Source organism: Robertmurraya sp. FSL R5-0851, from assembly GCF_038002965.1.
GTDB classification, from domain to species: Bacteria; Bacillota; Bacilli; order Bacillales; family Cytobacillaceae; genus Robertmurraya_A; species Robertmurraya_A beringensis.
Genome location: NZ_JBBOOE010000002.1, coordinates 468945 through 490379, shown reverse-complemented (window position 1 = coordinate 490379; position 21435 = coordinate 468945). Strand labels below are relative to the sequence as shown.

Below are 21435 nucleotides of genomic sequence, written 5' to 3'. Positions count from 1 at the left end.
ATTAAGATATACCTATATTACATAAATAGCTAACGGGAGAGCCCCGAAGACCTATGAGAAAGGTACATTTTTGTATCTTTTCTGATAGTTTCTTCGGGGCTTTTTTTGTTGCTCTTTATAGAACTATAGGAGGTGACAGGAATGAAAAAGACTTTGAAAAAATTCTTACCTTTCCTAACGATGACCGCAGTATTCGCATTTGCATTAATACTATTCTCACCAGAAGAAGCGGCAGCGGCTTGGAAAAAATCAGGTATCACACCACAAGGGGATTTAAAGAACAGTAAGATTTATACCGATCTTGCTAATATCGTGTATTTCGTTACAGCAGTTGGTGGGTTCTGGGTAATCGGATGCCTTATCTTCGCAGGTATGAAGCTTTCTGCAGCACAAGGTGGAAATCCTCAAGCGCGTTCACAAGGGTTCATTGGTATCCTAATGGCTGGACTAGGAATCTTCATAATCGTGAAAGCAACAACCATAGCTGGTTGGTTTGCAGGATTCGGTTCTTAATAAAAAAACGAAAATACTTGTTCTCTCTACCCCTCTAAGTCCTCATTTTAGAGGGGTACATTTTATTAAAAGTAGGTGTAATCGTGAGAAAAGAAACAGTGCCAATCGACATGTCCTCTGAGCAAAAAACCATTTTAGGCTTCATCTCTAAGAGGCAACTGATTTATATCGTTGCAGGAGGAGCCCTCCTATATGCATATGTCCCTATGGTCTTCAAATTATTCCCCAATTTTATTATCGGTGGTGTAGCTGCTCTGATTTCAGCTATCCCTACACTAATTGTAGTTTTTATCTTTGCATTCTGGAAGAAACAAAAACTTCATCTGAATTTTGATCAATACATTATGATCAAAATTAGTTATAAAGGACAAATTGGGATTTGGAGAAAAGGAAGTAAACCTAAAGACTGGATGGTGAAATAAAAATGAAAGACCTATTAATTATGGGGATTGTAGCAATTGTCTTCTACGTATTTTGGAAGATGATGCTGAAAGAACCCATACTTCCCTGGAAAGAGAAAGTAGTTACAGATAATACTGTTAGCCAAAACGGAAAGAAAAAGAATAAGAAAAAACATGAAGTACAAATGGAGCAAGAACCACAGCTTTTCGAAGAACTATTTGAAAATGTAAAAGATATATCAAACCACATGGTTCGGTACCATGACAACTCTTTTACGTTAATCACTGAGGTTGAACCAGTTAACTATTTCTTAAAAAGTCATGATGAACAAGAAGCAATTGATAAAGAATTCGAAAGTTACCTAGCTTCTATAAACTACCCCATCAGTTGCTTATTGCAAAGTCGATATATCGATATCTCTGAACCTATTAAACATATGACTGATAGCATGAAAAACTCAGAGGATTTAAACGAAGCTGCATTGAGCTTTGGACAATCCATGATTAATGACTTAATTGAATGGCAAACACAAACACCAAGATACGAGACAAAACGTTACTTAATTTTCACTCACAAAATAAATACAAGTGACATCAACGCTGACTCAAAAGATGAGTTAGAAGAGAAATTAGTAGAAAAAACTTTCTCAGAACTTATGAGAAGATATAATGCCGCCAAGAACCAATTAAGAAAATCTGAGATAGAAGTTTCTTTATTACCAACAGAAGGAATTTACGAATTGTTGTATCACACATTTAACAGAAGAAAAGCGGTCAAGCAACGATTTAAAGATATGATCGAAGCTGAAAAGAATGCCATGTATGTAACTGCTGACCAAACAGACGAAAGAATAGAGGCCGTTAAGGAGGCAATCGAAGAATATGAAAGAAGCCAAAAAGAAGAAACAAGTGAAAAACAAGCCATCTAAAGAACCTAAAAATAAAAAGAAAAAACAAACAGAGGTTGAGGAAACACCAGATTACCAAATGGATACAAAACCTACTATGTGGGATATTATCTCACCTGAAGGTTTGAAGATAAACAGTGAAGACTTTGGAATTATTAAACAGTCGTTAGGAACAAAAACGTATTTCCGTCCATTCTACATACCAAGAGACGGATATCCACGAAAGATGCAAACAAACTGGCTATACAAAATTACATCAAGTGGGGAAGTAGATATTCTAGTAGACATTCACAAAGTTGGAAAAACTGATGCTATCCGAACATTGCAACGTCAAGTTACCATGCTCCAGTCCAACTTAACTTTCCAAACCAAAAGAGGAAACATTGATCAAATTAACGATTTAGAATCAAAAATTAGAGATACTGATCTTTTAATGTCAGAAATTCAATTTAGTGAAAATGATATGTACAACGTTAGTACTCTTGGTGTCTTATATGCTCAAAGCGAAAAAGAGCTGAACAGATATAGTGAAGCTCTTGAAGATGAAATGAGTAGTAGCTTCTTCTCCCTAGCTACTGCCTGGGGTCGTATCAAGAAAGGGTACCGAAGTGTATTGCCTTTTGGAAAAAATGAATTACCTGATTCTCTTCGTAATATGGACCGAAGAGCATTATCTACTTTTTCTCCATTCATTAGTGGAAGTGGGAAGTATATGGGAGGTATCCCATTAGGTATAAATAAAATTACTGGACAACTTGAATTTATTAATAGTTTTGGGAATGAAGAGTACCGCCCTCAAAACTACAATATGTTCGTGGTAGGGGTGTCAGGTAGTGGAAAGTCCGTAACTCTTAAACTTTTAATCGCAAGAGAATTAACGGGTGCAAATATTTATTCTAGATTAATAGATCCAGAGGGTGAATTCGTCCGGATTACAAAGAGATTAGGAGGTATTAATCTTAATATTTCGGAAGAAGAAGATATTTGTATCAACCCTTTAGCCATTAACTTTACTGATATTCCTCTTGATGAACAAGATGAGGAATTAGAAATGTTAGAAGACACTGACGAACGTGAAATCGTTGAGAAGGAAGGAAAGAAATATGTTCGCTTTGTTCCGCTAAGAGAAAAAATGAACGATATTCTTGATTTCTTTGATATTATCGCTCGTGGTAAAAATTCAGAAGATCGAGGCCTGGATGTATTTGAACGAAACTATTTAGAAGAGGCAATTCAATATATATTTGCTGAAAAATTGAAATTAACTTCCCACCCTGATTCCTTATTCAGCAATGAAGTAGTAAAGGTTGATAACCAACTGATTCAGTCGAAAGTAAGGAAGCCTGAGCCTACTATTACAGATGTATATGAATACCTAAAGGAACGCTATGAGAAAGAATCAAAGGCATTACGTCTTCTTGCGGCCATCAAACCTTTTCTACGTACTGGCTCTAAACCTATATTTGATGGACAAACTTTCTTAGGTAAAGGGGTAAACCAATCGCTTCATGATGCAAGACTTGTAAACTTCAACATTAGTCAAATGGAAGAAGGTTTTTTACGCCCTATTGCCTATCACGTTATCCTGAACTACCTATGGGAGCATTTTGTTAAGAACCTTGACAATGCAACGAAAAAGAAATTTGTTTATGCCGATGAAGCCTGGACGCTAATCGACTCTGACCAGACTGTTAGTTTCCTAGAAAAAATGGCACGTAGAGCACGTAAAAGGAATGCGGGTCTTCGTCTAGCTTCTCAGGACTTTGTTCGCTTTGTAACGAATGCAAAGGCTCGAGGAATCTTACAAAATACTCATTCTTATTTATTCTTACAGCAAAACAAAATTGACTTAAAAGCAATTCAAGAAAACTTTGACCTCTCTGCAGGTGAAATTAATATTCTCTTCGGTAATCCCGATAAAGGGGAGGGAATCCTCCGTATGGGTAAAAGTTCAGTTTGGTTACAGACAAACCCGAGTCAGGAAGAATTATTCTTTATTGAATCTAACCAAGCAGTATATGAAGAACAAATGAAACGCAAGCAGCTTCTTGAACAGAGATAAGGAATTTATTAGGAAAGGGGTGATTTTATGCAAGATAAGATATTGGATCTCTTTAAAATATTATTTGAGAAAATGTGGGGCTGGATATACGCTCCCTTTAAGGGAGACCTTGATTCTCTCAACACATTAATCTATAAAAATGAAGATAAATATTATGGGATTTTTAGTGAAGAGCAGTTTGGAGTAGTTGCACAGGGGATGGCCATAATGCAGTCATTATCTGTTGGGATCATCCTAGTTTCAATTATTATTGCTGCTATGAGGATATCCTCATCAGGCATAAACCCTTCAAATCGAACAAGTGCCATTGAATATTTTAAGGACTTTATCATTGTCGCTCTACTCTTCTTTAATCTTAGTACTATTTTTGAACTTATATTTGCGGTCAACTCAATGTTTGTAAATGGGTTCTCAAGTGCAAAAGCAATGATCGATGGAAATACGTTAGATAAGGTAAATACCTTCTTTGATAAAGGTGTTCTCGGAGGGCTAATTATCGGATGTATTCTGTTAGGTTTGTGGATATGGGCAAACTTTTTCTACATGATGCGAACATTAACTCTTATGTTGCTTATGATTATTTCTCCTGTAGCTGTGGCTCTTTATTTAGTTCCACAAACGAAAGGAATAACTTTAGGGGTATTTAAAGAATTTACTGGAACTGTACTTGTACAGTCCATTCATGCTTTTACCTATTGGGTTATAACCGCCGTTGCAAAAGATGATTTTGGGTTAGGTAGCGTTATCTTATACATAATCTTTATTCCGATTACAGAGAGTATAAGATCCTTAATTGGTCTAGGTGGTCAAATGAACAATAACTTAAGCAGAGCTGCTTCAATGATGGGTGGTGCTGCTATTATGGGTATGTATGCTTCCGTTAAAGGTGCTTTAAACGGAGAATCCTTCTCTCAAGCAGTTAGAAGAGGCTTGGGGCAAGGTATAGACAAAGCAACTGGTAAAGGAGAAGTGTCTAAAGAAGAAAGTGATAATCCTAAAGGGATTCTGGCTGGTGCAGGAACTGATGTAGGTTCTACAGAAAGAGCAGAAAGAATGTTAAAGTCTGGAGAAGTTACATCTAAGATGGGGAAAGCGGTATTTGGTATGGCAGGAGCTTTAGCAGGTTCGCCGATGGGACCAATGGGTTCCGCTGCTCTGGGGCAAGTCGGTTTTGCTGGCGGTGGAGTAGTAGGCGGTCTAGCTGGACGGTCGGGTATGGCAGGAATTGAGGGTCTGGCTAACCGTGGCAAAGCGGGACTAAACGCTTTTAAAGATAAATTTAAAGGTGTCAAAAATGCAGAAGACCTTGCAGATGAAAAGTTAGCGAACACATTAGCTGATAATGAAGCAAATGCTTGGGCAAGTGATAACAAGGAAAGTTTTATGAAAGGTCTTAAAGAACGCTTCCCGGACGCAGACGATCATTCTCTAAATAAAATGTGGGATAAAGAGGTTTCTGGTAAAAAGGCAGAATTTCTAAAAGAAGCCCGTTCTACTGTAGGAGAAATGAAATCAACTAGTGGAAAGGTTGCGAAAGCTTCCGATCTTATAGACTCTACCGTAAACAATCTAACAAATGATTGGGCAAAAAATAATAAAGATGCATTCATGCGTGATTACGATGTTGCTAACCCATTACCTGTTAATGCTAGTGAAGTAGACATACGAAATCACAACAATAATAAAAATTCAGCTTGGGATCATGCTGTACAAGAAAAAAAGAACACAATCAGTGATATCGCCACTAATGCAGTTGGAAAATTAGGATTAGGGGCGTCAAATGCAAGAGCTAAAGATTTTTCCTCTGCAGTAACAAGCCTTACTAATGATTGGGCGAAGGACAATAAAGAAGCATTTATGAAAGACTATGACTCATCTAATCCATTGCCACCTAATGCTACTGAAGCAGACCGAAAAACACATAACATGAATAGAGACTCCGCTTGGAATAAAGCTGTACAAGTTAAGAAGGACTCTATCGGAAAATCTTTATCATCAAATATAGGGTCAGGCAATGTTGCTTCTGCAGTAACAAGCCTTACTAATGATTGGGCGAAGGACAATAAAGAAGCATTTATGAAAGACTATGACTCATCTAATCCATTGCCACCTAATGCTACTGAAGCAGACCGAAAAACACATAACATGAATAGAGACTCCGCTTGGAATAAAGCTGTACAAGTTAAGAAGGACTCTATCGGAAAATCTTTATCATCAAATATAGGGTCAGGCAATGTTGCTTCTGCAGTAACAAGCCTTACTAATGATTGGGCGAAGGACAATAAAGGAGCATTTATGAAAGATTATGACTCATCTAATCCATTGCCTCCTAATGCTACTGAAGCAGACCGAAAAACACATAACATGAATAGAGACTCCGCTTGGAATAAAGCTGTACAAGTTAAGAAGGACTCTATCGGAAAATCTTTATCATCAAATATAGGGTCAGGCAATGTTACTTCTACAGTAACAAGTCTTACTAATGATTGGGCGAAGAATAATAAAGAAAACTTTATGAAAGACTATGACTCTTCTAACCCGTTGCCTCCTAATTCAACTGAAAAGGATTTACAAACTCATAATGATAAAAGAAACTCCGCTTGGGATAAAGCAGTTCAGGAAAAGAAGATATCCATAACAAAAACAGTCTCTTCAATTGCGAGTAACAACCTCGGCTCCGCCTCTGAATCAATTTTAGTTAACAAAGAAGAATTCGTGAATGAAATTGGTAGTCAAGTAGGTTCAGTTATTGGTAAGGGGGCAAGAGAAGGTATATTAGCAGTTAAAGGGGCAACGAGTGGAGTTCAAAATGCTTCCTTGTATTCTGGAAAGGCTGTAAATACAGACTTTGTTGCATCTCATCTGGCAACCATGAAAACCAATGGAGATAAAGAGTCCTACATTGAGAGTGCGAAATCCAGTGGTATGACGGAATCTCAAGCTATACAGCAATGGAACACTAAGGGTGCTGCCGATACTTTTGCTAAACAATATAGTTCTTTAATGACAAAAGCTCCTTCAGATGGTGGATTGCCAAGACATATTCCTCTAGATCATAAAATCATAGGTGGAAACAATGTTGTTAAGGGATTAAGTGGAGTAGTTGCTGGCGCTGTTGCCGGAGCAGGTGAGCTAACAGGAATAACACCTACTGCCAAGTTTATAAGTGATACCAAACTTGCAGCAGGGGCAATGGGTTCTGTACTAGGAGCAAAAGAAGCTTGGACCAATAGAAGTCATTCTGAAAATATAATGACATCCGGTGTAAAAACAGTAGGTGCCTGGGGTAAATCTTTAGCTTCCCACTATCAAGCACATGTACCAGAAAATGTTGTTGAAAAACAAGCTAACTTTAGAAACGCAAATGCGTATCTAAATGGGGTCGTTGGAGGAGTTCGCGGTTATAAAATGGGGGCAAGTTCAAGAACGCCATATGACCAACTAGTTAACGATCAAGTCAAAGAAGTATCTGAGATTCAACAAATGGTTCAAATGGTCGGGCCAAAAGGACAAGAACAAATTGCTGCTGGTGCAATCAGAATGGTTACAACAAGAGGGCAATCAGTGATCCAAGTTAAAGACAAGACAGGAAACATCCAAACTGTTTCGCGAATTGCTTCTGGTGATTCTTCTTTACCAAAAGGAGAAACTATCTTTCAAGATTTAGCCATTCAAGACGGTCAGCTCACTACAGCTTCTAACGTTTATAAAGAAGATAGTGGTGGTGGAAAAGTTACTCTAAATCGTTCTATTAATGTGAATCCTAATAGAATCATTGCTAATAGAAACACTCCACAAAACCCAAGAGTGGTACAAGAAATTCAGAGTTATAACCAGTTAGTTGATAGCGGTCAATATACACAAAAACAAGCGATTGCTGAAATGACAGATATTCGTATGGTGGTAGATAGAAACAGGAGTTATTTAATTGGTAAAAAGGATGGTTCGGAATACCGCATTTCACCATATGGACGAGGCGATGCCAGACTAACAGTCAATGAGGTTGTAGAGAGACCTTGTGAAACAGTACAAAGCACAGGTCGGTTAGTAGTTAAACCAAACGACACATATACTAGCTCTACCCAACCAGACGATATTTATAATATTAATGAACTACTTCCTCGTTCAAAACCTAATAAACGAAACATGACTAGACAATTGAATGAGAAATTTAGAAATAAGTCCTTTACTGAGTCTCTAAAGGGGTGAAATTAGATGTTACCTCCTGAAAGAGAACAAGAAGAGAAATCCCAGATAAGGAAATTTGCTGAGGATCAAGCAAAAAGACAAGGTAGAAAAGTAGTTAAAAAGCTTGCTAAAAAAGGTGGTAAACTAGCCGCGAAGCTAGCAAAAATAGCAGTTAAAAAGTTTGCTATGGTATTAGGTAAATTACTCGCATGGATTGTTGGTACTGTAGGGCTTCCCATTATTGGGATTGCCCTAGCCATCATAACTGCTCTAGTAGTGGTTTCTCTTGCTTGGTCTTTCCTATTTGGCACAGGCGAAGGACTAGCAGGAGAAGATAAGAAACTTCACCAGTATATTGTTGAACGTGCTAACGCAACCGTAAATATGAATAGTTCAATAGAGAAACCATACCGAGTACCTGAAAAACTTATTGCAGCCACTGTCCAAATTGATGCCTTCTCAAAGAATGAAGATATAAGAGAAGTTATCAAGAAGATGGCAACCGCTTTAGCACCTGAATTTGAATATGGCCGATATAACGAGTGGACAGAAACACAAGTCACTGTTTGTGAAGACGGTAGCTGTAAGACAGGTGATATTAAGAGGGACGATAAATACGTGGATAAACTTGAACATGTCGATTATTGGAACGGTTCCACTTCTTTTACATACACAGCTCATATTTCCGCATGGAAAAGTAGTACTGTCACTACCTATAAGACGGTAAAAGAAACAACAACTAAAAAGGTCGTTGAAGAGATTCAAGTTCCAGTACAACAAGAAACGTGCGAGAGAAAAATCTTATCAGAAGATCCTCCTAAGTATCAAAATATCTGTACAACCAAAACGGTGTACGTAACAAAATTAGTTACTAAATATGTAGACGTAGAAACTGAGAGACAAGTAGAGATTAAAACTACAACAAAAACTAGAAATCAATACTTTACCTCTCAAAAAACTCAACGTACTGATTATGGTACTTTTGACAATATCCTAAATTCATATGGTTTAGGAATCAATGATAAGAAATTAATAGAAGCGAATTATCTTTTCATGGGCGGCACTATCGAATACAGTGAATGGTTATCTACAAATAGCGGTGGAGGGTCGTACGGGGGTGGATTCATAGGCTTTGATGGAATCATTACACCAGGAGGTGGTGTTCCACCTCAATTTATGCCATATTACCTTTCCGCAGAAAAGAAATACGGAGTCCACTGGTATACCCTAGCTGGTATACACTTTGTCGAAACCGGATTCTCTACTCACCCCACCATGTTATCATCAGCCGGAGCTGTCGGCCACATGCAATTCATGCCCGCAACCTGGGTTGGTTGGTCCTACAATATTGGAGGCGGTAGGGTTTCTCCAAGTGTAGATATTACAAGTTTAGCAGTTATAGCTCAAGGTCGGGGATACGGAGTTGATGGTAACGGTGACGGAAAGGCAGACCCATGGGATGTTGAAGATAGTGTTCACACCGCCGCAAACTACCTTTCTAAAAACAATTATGCTAACGATCCTCGTGGAGCGGTTTGGCATTACAACCATGCAGAATGGTATGTCAATAAGGTTCTGAATGCAGCGGAAGGATTTAAAAATGCAGCAACTTATCAAGCAAACGGAGACAAGATTCCTCCACTACAACCTGGTAGTTTTATGAAACCCGCTGTAGGTCGTAATACATCTGGGTTCGGTAATCGTAGCGGTGGAATGCACTATGGTGCGGACATTGCCCCTCCCGTTAAAGGAGCACTGGATTCTCAGGTTGTGGCTTCAGCCGACGGAGTAGTTAGTAGGTCTGCCTACTCAGGAACTTATGGACATGTTGTCTATATAAAACATAATATTGGTGGACAAGCCTATGAGACAGTGTATGCACACTTACAAGGTCGTGCTGTCACTTTAGGGCAAACTGTTAAACAAGGACAATTTCTTGGTCTTATGGGGGATACAGGAGATTCTGATGGAGTCCATTTGCACTTCGAGGTCCATCTTGGTGCTTGGAGCCAAAATAAAGCAAATGCTATAAATCCTGCTTTGGTAGTACCATTTTAGAAGCTGTGGAATGACAAAATAGATTTAAAAACCAAAAGAATACTTAAAGAACAAAAGAACCTTTAAAGCGAATTCTTATAAATGCATACTTTCTGTATAAAAAATTGAGATTGGTTCTGTCGTGATTCTTTTGTAAGTAGTTTTCAAAAGAACGTTGGTAAATCCATGTTTTCGGTTGACAGTTTTTAATTGTTTTTTTGTTACTGAACAGAAGCTTATTAGAGTTCAGGGGGGGATTTCAGAATTCCCCCTATATTATTACTTACTTTGGCAGAATACAAAAAAAGGAACTAGATACACTTGGAGGTAATTAAAATGAAAATGAAAAAGAGATTCTTAATCTCTCTAACACTTGTATTATCTATATTTCTCCTTGGAGCATGCTCCTCAAAAGAGAAGCCTACTGCAAATCTAAAAGTAACGGCTGAAAATAAATCATATTTAGAAGAATACGATAAATCACTTCAAAGTTTTATTAAAGAAATGACAACTATACTTAAGACATTTAATGATTCTGTAGATGGGCTTTATACCCAAAATTACAGTAGAGAGCAGTTTGCTAGTGCGATCAAAGGGACTATTGAACAATCGAATGCCCTTGTAACTGAGGTTGAAAATGTAGACCCGGATCCTGAACTTTTTGAGGCACATCAAAACCTAATTGTCTTGATCAATCGTTCACATCAATTGCTTCTTAATGCTATTGATATGGCAAATAAAACGGATACCGAAATTGACAAAGATTATTTAAGAAGTGAATACGTTGAAATTAAAACTAGCCAAGCTAATATAGCAAACCAATGGAAAATCCTTCGCCAACAACTAGAAGCTACTGAAGGGGCAGCTCAATAATGAATTCGAAACTTATCTGGTCCCTTGTTATTATCTTCATCATTGCAGGTGTCTCTGTATATCTTTTTATTAGTCCATCACTCGGAAAACAGAGTATAGACCTTGTAGAAGCAAAAAGTGAGGTTTTAACAGAAGTGGAAGAATATAAAGAATATGCCAATAACACAACGGAGTGGATAGAGAAAAATGGAGTGGAAGCAGAAATTGGATTCTTCACTCCGTCTGAAGAGGATCATAATCACCATAGTGACCCTAAGGAAGATGTCATAAAATATTTTATTGCAGGTTTGCTTGATAATAATATTGATATCTTTCTTTCTAGCTTCTATCCAGATTCTATATCTAAAGATTTATTCGAACATAAAAACCCTGATAAGTTTGCTGTCACTGAAGAAATTATGCAAAGACTTTCCCGAAAAGGGACTTTAAAAGCGGTTGACTATAAGGTGAATAAAGGTTTCATGGATCAAGAAACGAACTCCATTACTCTAACTATTACATACAGAGATAAAAAGAAGGCAGATATAATACTTGAATTGATGACAGTAGAGGACATTCATCACGAAGGAGAAGTTCATCAGATGTATGTAATAACTAATTCAGTATGGGATATGATTGACCATATAGAAAACAGCACCAGCTAGACTAGTGGTGCTGTTTTTATGAATATTAATCCTTTCACCATGTACCTCGCTTTTTATGTAAGCAATAAACACAGCTCCATATTAGCAAACTAAACCCTTTTGTCATAACCGGCTCATATTCCTGAAATAAATAGCACACGACTATTGCCAGCACACTTGATAATAAGCCCGCATAACATAACGATCTGATGGCCACAGGATTAAATAACATGTTTATCACTCCTTTACAAAATTCAAGTACTATTATTCATCAGTAATTGGTAATTGGTCAGTTTTTACCCAATATGCATACTGCTCAAAAGTAAGCCCCAGATATTCATGTAACTCTTTTTCAGAATCGCTGTTGTGCCATTCTTCAATAAAGTCATAAATATTATCATTTGTTAGTTTTCACTAGTGTTGCACTAATTTAATTTCAATATTAAAAAGACTCAAAATCTTCACTAATTTTATTTTGTGCAAAGAAAAAGTCCTTTATAATGGATAAGTCAGGTGGTAACCCGTCCAAATCCACTAAAAAGGACACACGCATGGACAAGATTACACGAAAAACTTCATTTGGGCAATGGTTTTCAGCCATGAATCTTCAATTAATTGAAGATCAGGTGAAAATCAAGAAATTAGACTATTATACAAAAAAGTTAAGGACAGAGTCCTTCCTGAAACTGCTGCTCTTTGCGCAGCTAGTTGAAGTCGAGAGCCTGCACGCTCTTGGTGATTGTCTTTTTGACGAACAGCTTCAAAAGGGAATTGAACTAGATTCGATCAGTATTTCTCAGTTATCTCGACGGTTAAACAGCTTAAATCCAGATCTGTTTCAACTTCTTTTCCTCGATTTAGTGGGGCGGATTCACGCCAAAACCCACTATACAAAACTGGTTATGCCTTTGAAAATCATTGATTCGAGTACATTGCCACTTAATTTGACGAATCATCGGTGGGCAAAATTTCGGAAAACTAAAGCAGGCGTAAAGTTACATCTTCGTCTTGTCTTCATGGAAAAGGGATCTTCCTATCCGGAAAAAGCCGTCATCACCAAAGCCAGTGAACATGACCGAGGTCAGTTGGAGGTTCTGGTCGATGACAAAGAATGCATGTATGTGTTTGACAGAGGATATCTGGACTACGAGCGCTTTGACCGTATGACGGATGATGGATACTTTTTTCTCTCTAGACTACGCAAAAACGCTGTGATCCGAGAAGTCAGTGATTTTCCATTACCTGATGATTCATCTGTTTTGTCTGATCAAATGGTGTTGCTCGGAAGCACACAAAACCGTACAGAGAATTACTTCCGTCTTCTAAAAGTGGCTGATTCAAAAGGGAATCTGCTTCACCTCATCACAAACCGTTTTGATTTGAGCGCAGAAGAAATTTCAGAGATGTACAAGGCCCGCTGGGCCATTGAACTTTTTTTCAAATGGATCAAGCAGCACTTAAACATCAAAAAGTTCTACGGCCAAAGCGAGTGGGCGATACAGAATCAGGTGTTCATCGCGTTAATCGTCTATTGTCTCAATGTTCTCGCGCAGATCGAGACGGACAGCAAGAGGAAAATTCTGCAGATTAGCCGATATTTAAAGGCAGCATTGTGGAAGCCGGCTACGATCTGGATTCGAAAAATAGAAGGAAAGGCTGTTCCTTAATCAGCCAAACTGTCGGTGTCACCTCAGTCTAATTGTAAAATAATTTCCAAATGGATAGAGCCACCTTTGTATGGGTATTTCCTTTTTTGGCTCCAAATAAGGAAAATAATTAAACTGAAAATTTAAATATTATTCATGCAACACTAGTGGTTAGTTTTAGCTTTACCATTTTTAAATTTCTCCTACATATTTAGTGTCTTTTAACAACTTCCTACTCTACAGTTATCACGAATTCCGTGAACCTTTTACTTTCATGTATACAAGCCTAACACTTACAATAGCTATAATAATTAAGGATAAACTTAGAGTAATTGTTTTCACACCATAAGAAAATGAACTTGAATTTCCTACCATCATTGAAGCAAGGATACAAGCCAACAGCAATCTATATTGAAAGTCAGATTTTTACAACACCTAATCCATTTTTAAAGAAGAATTTATTTCCCCATTTTCATTTGAGATTTTGTCACTTCAATTTTCGCAATTTTCCATGAACCAAATCTCTTATGATACGTGTTACTTTTAGGGAGTTCCTTTTCTTTAGCATATTCATCCCACCTAGTCATACTAGAATGAAAAAACATTTGCTTATGCTCAAGTGCAAGACTTATTAGCTCCTCATTACTAAGAGTTTTCGTTGCTTTTGGTCTATTTATAATTTTCATCATTTCATCATAAGTAAAGTGCGTTTTTATTGTATTATAGTTCGGAAGTTTATTTTCGCTAGCAAATTTATTCCATTGTCTTTGATTTTCGTATTTATCTCCATGTTCCAGTAAGACTTTTTTTATATCTTCTTTGTTATAGTCTGGAGTCCTCTTAAGTTCCGTGTGAACATTAACAAATGCCTTTGCCTCACTCCATTTACCATCAAATACTTCTATTATTGCCCTTGAAGTGGGAAGTTCATGGTTTTTAGCAAACTTATCCCAAACATTTCGACTTAGCATATGTTTACGATATTTTTTTATGATCTTCTCTATTTCTACTCTTGAATAGGGGGTCTTTACCTTTACTCCAAGTAACCTCTTAACATCATTCCAGGTACCGTATCTATAGATTAGAATAGAAGCGGAAGGGAGCGACGGTTCTTGTTCCTTTACAAAGCTATCCCACTCTTTTGTAGTAGTCACTTTACTTTTAAAGGGGAGAAGTAAGGGAATGTAGTCTTTACCTTTATTTTCGTTGGTTTCCATGCCCTTTAAGCACTCCTTTTATTGTTCCTGTTTGGAAGATTCCCACATAAGCCTAACAATATCTTCATTGTAGGCATTCATTTCTTTGAGTAATTCAACTTTTTCATTAAACTCTTCAGAAGTAGCAGCAGAAGCCACTTGTTTTTGTAAGTTTTCTTTTCTTTCAAAATAGGAGCTTACTTCGTAGTGGACATAGTTCTTAAAACCTTCACTTGTTGCTAATTCAGAGTACATGTTTAAAACTGCTTCATCAGTCGCATGGAAAAAACGAACTACCTCATCCTTATTTACTTTGCCTAGACGATAATCTCTTCTAGATGATGGATTTTCTACTCGGTCAAATGTAAGTTTAGAGATTAAAGATTTTTCTTTATCGTCGATTGTTACATCTCTGTTAATAATTAATTTTTCTCCGGGTAATTCATCTGAAAGATGATGTCCACTAAACATTCCTTTCACTCTAGGAACTATTACATATATTTCATTCTTATTTGTTAAAGCTAATAGGAAATTGGAATCTCCCAGCGTTGGTAACCTATCTAATCTCGTTAGAGCTCTATCTAATTCCAATGTTTCGTAAGATTCATTAATAACATCAACGATTGGACGTTCTTGTTCAGCTTGTTTATCTTCTCTTAACTTTTTATATTCTGCCCTTACCGATTTTGGAGTTGTTATGTAATCCTTAATCATCAGAACTACCACTACTGGAATTAACATTAGCATCATTACAGGCATAACTAATAGCTTCAATGCCCATTCAGAAGATAAAAATTTGGAGAGTAGAAGTCCAACTGTAATAAGAAGGGTACCAATAACCATAAATGCGATAGACGCTCTAACAGCAATCGTAAATAGAATAAATCCTGTTAAGCCACCTTCCCCCTCGAAGAGCAGTCCGTGTCTATCTAAAAAATCCACAATCCCTAAGAAATCAAAAACTGGTACAATATAATCCCATAAGCAAGCAATAAGGATAGCTATTCCAATACCCGCTAGACCTGCTAGTCCTGTTTGTCTTCCTCTATTATATTGAATGGCAGCATTCGCCACACTAAGTAGTGTGTTCATCATAACCCCTCCTTTATAATAATTATATCATATATAGATTCATAATCAAGTTCTGTTTTTAGGGGTGAATCCTGAAATGACAGGCTTTTCCTGCCAATTTTGTCACTTCCTCCACTCCTTTTAACTCCCAATGAAACCTTTGACCATTCTTGATAAAATTGGGTAGAGGTGGGTGAATAGAATTGTTTATTTCTCCAATGCTTTTAGGAAAGAGCGAAGTGCCATTTGATGATAATTCAACTATTACCTAGTTTGAGTTATCAATACCTATCTTTTTAAAAGACATATAAATCAAAGGCCATTACATATTATTTATGTCTAATATGTAATGGCCTTATTATTTTAAAGTACATTTCATCAAAAGTTCACTTATTAATATTTGAGCGCAAGAATAATGCTAGGACAATGTAATCATTTTACATATTTTTGTAATAAATAAAGGTTTTTCCAGAAGTTTGTTAGAATTTTATTTATTAATAAAAAATAAAGGGGTGTGGGATTGTGAAAAAGAGGTTATTATCAAGCATTCTTTGTTTTGGGATTTTATCTTTTGCTTTATTAATTAACTTTGGTTTACCATCAAAAGCTTCAGCAGCAGGTTCATGTTTGTCTGATCAAACGGGCTTATCAGAATTTAATGGTCTTACTAGTACTGATTTATTAGCACGCTTAATTTATGCAGAAGCATATTCCGAATCTTTAACTGGTAAAAAAGGTGTAGGCTTTGTTGTAAAAAACAGAATTGCTAAGAACCTTTCTGAATTTGGTGGTAATACCTATTCAGGCGTAATTTTAAAGCCTGGTTCTTTTGCTGGAATGACCACTTCCCTTGCTCGTTGTCCATCAACTACTTCTACTGCTTGGCTTGATAGTTTATCAGTTGCTTCAAATATAAATACAGCTACTAATCCAGTTGGTAAAACACTTTGGTTTAATACAAATAGCGTTTATACATCCAGAACCTATCAATTCCCGACTTATGTTGGATACACCTTTAATGGAGGGGCATCTTATTCTCAGGTTGTTGAGAAATATGTTATCGGTGGTCATACTTTTTTCCGGGTATCAGGATACTAATTAAAAGGCATCTGGCAAGCTCTGCTGGATGCCTTTTAATTAGTTAACAGGAATAAATTCTATATTCTTCATTTGATACAACTTATCCTTAAGGGTATATGTTATTTTAAAATCACCTATATATCCAGATGGGGATATAGTTGCACCTATAGTAGATATTAACTCGCCATTTGATACATCAAACCGAATTATATTACCTGAGTAAATATCTGGGAAAAGGTTATCAGGGTTAATTTCCAAATCATCTAGTTTAATTATACTTTTCTTTTCTCCAATAGTTATAATCGCTTCTTTATTAGTTAATTTTGTTTTTGTATTTCTTAAGACGATAGCTAATGGATTATCAACAAGCACTTCCTGGTAAATATACCCATCGTTAGATTTAACCTGGTTAAATACATGAATTTCTTCTTCTAATACCCCAGTGCCATAACCTTTTGTTAACACAATAATTAATTCCTTTTTATCATCTTTAGTAATGTCGCTATAAAAAAGTTTTGGCCAATAAGCTTTATTTACTACATTTTGCCAAAAAGGGAAAAATCTTTGTGAACCATTTAATTCTAATCTGAAATTAACAAGTTTTTCATCTGTTTCTTTAGCAAACAATTTTATTTTCGCTTCAGTTATTTCCCCAACTAATATATCCTTCTCCTCAATTGGGTTATTAGCTGATATTAAGTCTCCTTTTGCATAAACGTCAGAGAAATCTATACATAAAATCATTATTATTCCACTAATAAAACTCTTAACAAACTTCATAAAACCCCTCCTTTTTTATATTATTTATTAATTCAATTTTCTTATTCAATAAAATATCACCATAAAAAAGGGAAATAAGTTTCCATTTTCATCTACAATGTTTACCTTTCGGGCTAATATATTAAGTTGTTCTGCAACCCAGTGCTGATAGTAGGGCTTTCCCTTTCTAGCTCCTACATAACGGACAAAAATGTATCTCTTTGGATTATTATCATCATTACTCATTTGTTTAGATCTATCAATTAATACAGCTATTATATTAGCTAAGTGTTCATCAATAGGTATTGAATGTCCTTTAACGTAGGTCTTTTCAATGTCTGTTACAATTTGATATTTATCATTTAATTTAACTAAACAATCATGAGTTAACCCCAGAGTATCGGAAATTCTAAGACCTGTCTTAAAAGCAATCCATGTAATTGGCTGAACATTTGGATGAAGTTCATTAATATTATTAAACAATTGCTCCAATACAAATTCGGGAATATAATCCACTTGGTCATAAGGTTTCTTTTTTTCAGTTGGTTTGTCTTCAGGATAGATTAAAGTTGAGACACTTTTTTTAGGTGCAAAGTCATACTCGTACATTTGGCTATCCCTTAAAAATTTGGATACACAATTGAGCGCCTCTTTTTTATATTTTTCGGGATTAGCTTTTTTATGGGTGAAGTTTTTTGTATAACTATTTAGATATTCAATGTACTGAAGGATATGATTGCGAGTTAATTGATTAAAATCATTCCAGTCGGGTTCTAATTTTGTTATTAAATTTATAAATCCTGGTAAATATCGGGTATATAACTGTGCTGCTGATGTACTAAAATTATGACCGCTTAAAAGTCGTTGTTTAATGTACCGTTTACATCCTTCTTTCAAGTTGCGATTTTTTATTGAAGGTTATGTTTCTAATCTACGTTGTTTAAAAAGAATAGCATTATAACTGTTCGACAAAAATATCGTAATTTTGTATATATTCGAGAAAAATTTAAATAAAAATGATATATTATATGTAAAAATAATCCAACATATAAAAACCTTGGAGACGGAGGGCTAGATGAAATTAGCATCCTATATTGAAAAAGCATTATCAGACAATCCACTTTTAGTAATTGGAAGCGGCTCTTCTTGTGGTGCAGGGTTACCAGGAATGTATCAATTGTCACAGTATCTACAAACAAATATTGTCGGTAATATGGGTGAGGATGGTGAAGTATGGACAAAAATAAGAAAATTATTAAATGAAGATGTAGATTTAGAGTCTGCATTGCAATCAGTACCCAAAATCTCTGATTCATTAACGACCTCGATTGTAGAACATACATGGGCTTGCGTTGCAAAAGACGAAAAGAAAACCATGATGAAAATTTCAACAGGTGAAGATATTTGCGGATTTGTTAGGTATTTTAAGAAGTATCACCATACTAAAAATAAAGTATTGAATGTTGTGACTACAAATTATGATCAAATAATTGAGTTTTCGGCTTCAGTAGCAGGGTTACAAAGCTGGGATGGATTTAATACTGGAATTGTTTCTTATCCAATTTCCTATAGCGATTTTCATTCTAGATTGATAGAGATTAAAATAAGGGGAAGAAATGGTGGCGTAATACGTGATGAGGTTTGCCACGTGAAAATATATAAACCTCATGGGTCATTAAGTTGGTTTAAGACAGAAGACGATAGGTTCGTGAATATATCAAATGTAGGTTATTCTGACTTACCTTTGCTTAGAGAAAGTAATTTGATTCCGGTTATTGTTACTCCAGGGATAGGAAAATATTTAGAAACTCATCAACAACCATATAATAATGTTATTGCTGAGATGAATCATTCTATTCAAGAAACAAAGAGTGTAGTTTTCTATGGGTTTGGCTTTAATGACATACATATTCAGGGATCGTTTACTTCTTTGATACTAAATAGTTCAATTCCTAAAATTATAATAGCGAAAGAGCTATCAGAATCTTTTTTAAATATTATTAAGCTAGAAAAGATAAGGAACTATTTAGCGATAGAAGAAGCTGAAAATGGAAGTCGAATTATAAGTGATATAGTTGATGAGGGGAGTTTCTATGAGAAGAATTGTTGGAGTTTTAAGGGTTTACTTGATATTGCATGGGGGGCTGAATAATGGTTAACGACATTGTTAATTTGTTTGAGATACCACATATAAGGAGTGTGGGACAAGTTGTTAAAGTTGATAGCTACAGTGTAACAGTTAATATACCTGATGATGATACTTTAAAGACCCTAAATGTAAATGGATTTGTTATCCTTCATACATCTAATCCAAATGTTCGATTAATAGGTAGAATTGACCGTGTGTTGAGAGTTGACGACATTACACATTATGCAATAGAGGATGGTATAAGCCTTAAAGTTAATAATTCAGCTATCATTAACGCATTAGGAACCTTAAATGGCCCAAATATAGAGAGACAGAGAGCTCAGTTTACACGTGCTGTAGAGGTTCTTCCTGAGATAGGTGCAGATTGTTTTTATCTTACAGGGGAATATTTATCTTCTTTCACCTCACTTGTTGCAGAAGAGAACGCCACTTCAGATACCGCGCTTACATTAGGAAGTTATGCCATATCTAATGACTCAAAAGCTATACTCGATGGAGATGCCTTTTTTCAAAGACATGCAATGATAGTTGGATCAACTGGTTCAGGAAAATCATACACTGTAGCGAAAATAGTAGAACAAGCAGCTTCCTTGAAAAATTCAAATATGATAATTTTAGATCTTCATGGAGAGTATTCACCTTTAGCAGAACACGATAAAATTAAAAAATTCAGAATAGCAGGTCCTGGAGATTTAGACAATCCAGGAGAAGAAGTGTTATTTTTACCTTATTGGTTACTAGGGTATGAAGATATGCTTGCTTTAATTTTAGATAGAACAGATGAAAATGCGCCTAACCAAGCAATGGTGTTTTCAACAACTGTACTTGAAGCTAAAAGAAACCTCCTAGAAGAAATGGTACTGCTAGAAGAGCTTGAGACATTTACTATCGACAGTCCGATCCCATATAAAATGAATTATGTTGTCGACAAAATTGAAGAATTGAATAATGAAAGGGTTCAAGGAGCTAAAGGTTTGGTCAACGGCCCTTTTAAAGGGAGATTTGACCGATTTCTTCCAAGAATAAATTCAAAGTTAGATGATAGGAGATATGGATTTTTATTTAATTTAGATGAGGAAAAGTTGAAGTCTGATTATCTTATAAAACTAGTAAATGACCTTATGGAACCATCAAGTGACGAGAATAGTGGAGTTAAAATTGTTGATTTTTCAGAGGTTCCATCAGATATTTTACCAATTGTGATTAGTTTAGTTGCAAAAATTGTATTTCAAATTCAGCAATGGACTCCTTCAGAAAGAAGATATCCGATTTCATTGCTATGTGATGAGGCTCACTTGTATTTACCAGCAAAGCAGTTAGCAGATGCATCTGAAAAAAGGGCGTTGACCCACTTTGAGAGAATTGCAAAAGAAGGTCGTAAATATGGAGTAAGCTTAACTATTATTAGTCAACGTCCATCTGAATTAAATACTACTATTATGAGTCAATGCAATAATGTAATAGCATTAAGACTATCGAATCAATCAGATAAAAACGCTGTAAGTAATTTATTACCTGAAAATTTAGGAGGAATTAAAGAAGTTCTACCTACTCTAGGTGTTGGTGAAGGTATTGTTGTAGGAGATGCATGTTTATTGCCTTCAAGAATAAAGATTGACCAACCGATATACAAGCCGAAATCTAATAGTCTTAAATTTTGGTCAATTTGGAAAGATGGACAGGTTAATCAAAATTTAAACCAATCAGTAAAAAATCTTCAGCGTCAAACGTTAGAGTAAATCTGCTTTGATATTATAGCAATAATCCCTATTTAGCATTCAACAATTAGGCGTGTTTTATTTCATAACGCGTCTAATTGTTGTTTAGTGGGTTAATCTTGTTTAGAAACGAAAATACACCCTAACCTATTTACTCACGGGGGCTTTGATCGTGCGAAATGTTTCTGGCTTAAATTGAGATTGGTTACAA

Annotated in this window: 16 protein-coding genes; 12 read left to right on the top strand and 4 right to left on the bottom strand. The window is 35.9% G+C overall.

Translation table 11 applies throughout. The features are described 5' to 3' along the window. The first annotated feature begins 141 nt into the window (after nucleotides 1–141). The 9 genes from MKX65_RS26625 (at nucleotide 142) to MKX65_RS26585 (ending at nucleotide 13272) form a co-directional block, all read left to right on the top strand. Nucleotides 142–513 (top strand): hypothetical protein, encoded by a 372-nt coding sequence (locus MKX65_RS26625; RefSeq protein ID WP_340906863.1) that lies wholly within the window; start codon nucleotides 142–144, stop codon nucleotides 511–513. Nucleotides 514–596: 83 nt separating this feature from the next. After that, nucleotides 597–935 (top strand): PrgI family mobile element protein, encoded by a 339-nt coding sequence (locus tag MKX65_RS26620; RefSeq protein ID WP_340906862.1) that lies wholly within the window; start codon nucleotides 597–599, stop codon nucleotides 933–935. A 2-nt stretch (nucleotides 936–937) separates the two neighbouring features. After that, on the top strand, nucleotides 938–1843 hold the full coding sequence (locus MKX65_RS26615) for a hypothetical protein (protein WP_340906861.1): 906 nt from the start codon (nucleotides 938–940) through the stop codon (nucleotides 1841–1843). After that, nucleotides 1797–3884, top strand: coding sequence for a VirB4 family type IV secretion system protein (locus MKX65_RS26610; RefSeq protein WP_340906859.1), 2088 nt, complete (start codon nucleotides 1797–1799; stop codon nucleotides 3882–3884). Before MKX65_RS26615 ends, MKX65_RS26610 begins: the two co-directional genes overlap by 47 nt. Nucleotides 3885–3911: 27 nt before the next feature. Next, nucleotides 3912–8093: a hypothetical protein gene (locus MKX65_RS26605; protein WP_340906857.1), complete on the top strand. Its 4182-nt coding sequence runs from the start codon at nucleotides 3912–3914 to the stop codon at nucleotides 8091–8093. 6 nt (nucleotides 8094–8099) lie between these two features. Next, a complete protein-coding gene (locus MKX65_RS26600; RefSeq protein WP_340906856.1) occupies nucleotides 8100–10130 on the top strand; it encodes a peptidoglycan DD-metalloendopeptidase family protein in 2031 nt (676 codons plus the stop codon). Nucleotides 10131–10445: 315 nt separating this feature from the next. Next, nucleotides 10446–10982 carry a hypothetical protein gene (locus tag MKX65_RS26595; RefSeq protein WP_340906855.1) on the top strand — a complete coding sequence of 179 codons (537 nt, stop codon included), beginning with the start codon at nucleotides 10446–10448 and terminating at the stop codon, nucleotides 10980–10982. Further along, on the top strand, nucleotides 10982–11626 hold the full coding sequence (locus tag MKX65_RS26590; protein WP_340906853.1) for a hypothetical protein: 645 nt from the start codon (nucleotides 10982–10984) through the stop codon (nucleotides 11624–11626). The genes MKX65_RS26595 and MKX65_RS26590 overlap by 1 nt, the downstream gene beginning before the upstream one ends. 530 nt (nucleotides 11627–12156) lie before the next feature. Then, nucleotides 12157–13272, top strand: coding sequence for an IS4 family transposase (locus tag MKX65_RS26585; protein ID WP_160549960.1), 1116 nt, complete (start codon nucleotides 12157–12159; stop codon nucleotides 13270–13272). A 437-nt stretch (nucleotides 13273–13709) separates the two neighbouring features. On the opposite strand, the gene MKX65_RS26580 is transcribed toward MKX65_RS26585, so the two are convergent. Both MKX65_RS26580 and MKX65_RS26575 read right to left on the bottom strand, forming a co-directional pair. Continuing rightward, entirely contained in the window at nucleotides 13710–14468 is a 759-nt protein-coding gene (locus MKX65_RS26580; RefSeq protein ID WP_340906852.1) for a hypothetical protein, read from the bottom strand. Nucleotides 14469–14486: 18 nt separating this feature from the next. Beyond that, nucleotides 14487–15539 (bottom strand): hypothetical protein, encoded by a 1053-nt coding sequence (locus MKX65_RS26575; RefSeq protein ID WP_340906851.1) that lies wholly within the window; start codon nucleotides 15537–15539, stop codon nucleotides 14487–14489. Between the two features lie 501 nt (nucleotides 15540–16040). Between MKX65_RS26575 and MKX65_RS26570 the strand changes: the two genes are divergently transcribed. Beyond that, the gene (locus MKX65_RS26570; RefSeq protein ID WP_340906850.1) at nucleotides 16041–16616 is read left to right on the top strand and encodes a cell wall hydrolase; all 576 of its coding nucleotides are present in this window, start codon (nucleotides 16041–16043) and stop codon (nucleotides 16614–16616) included. A 39-nt stretch (nucleotides 16617–16655) separates the two neighbouring features. On the opposite strand, the gene MKX65_RS26565 is transcribed toward MKX65_RS26570, so the two are convergent. Both MKX65_RS26565 and MKX65_RS26560 read right to left on the bottom strand, forming a co-directional pair. Further along, the gene (locus tag MKX65_RS26565; RefSeq protein ID WP_340906848.1) at nucleotides 16656–17378 is read right to left on the bottom strand and encodes a hypothetical protein; all 723 of its coding nucleotides are present in this window, start codon (nucleotides 17376–17378) and stop codon (nucleotides 16656–16658) included. A 45-nt stretch (nucleotides 17379–17423) separates the two neighbouring features. Then, entirely contained in the window at nucleotides 17424–18254 is an 831-nt protein-coding gene (locus MKX65_RS26560) for a tyrosine-type recombinase/integrase (protein WP_340906846.1), read from the bottom strand. Nucleotides 18255–18432: 178 nt separating this feature from the next. Here MKX65_RS26560 and MKX65_RS26555 point away from each other — a divergent pair, with 178 nt between their 5' ends. After that, nucleotides 18433–19509: an SIR2 family protein gene (locus MKX65_RS26555; protein WP_340906844.1), complete on the top strand. Its 1077-nt coding sequence runs from the start codon at nucleotides 18433–18435 to the stop codon at nucleotides 19507–19509. Further along, nucleotides 19509–21245, top strand: coding sequence for an ATP-binding protein (locus MKX65_RS26550; protein ID WP_340906842.1), 1737 nt, complete (start codon nucleotides 19509–19511; stop codon nucleotides 21243–21245). The genes MKX65_RS26555 and MKX65_RS26550 overlap by 1 nt, the downstream gene beginning before the upstream one ends. Nucleotides 21246–21435: the final 190 nt, after the last annotated feature.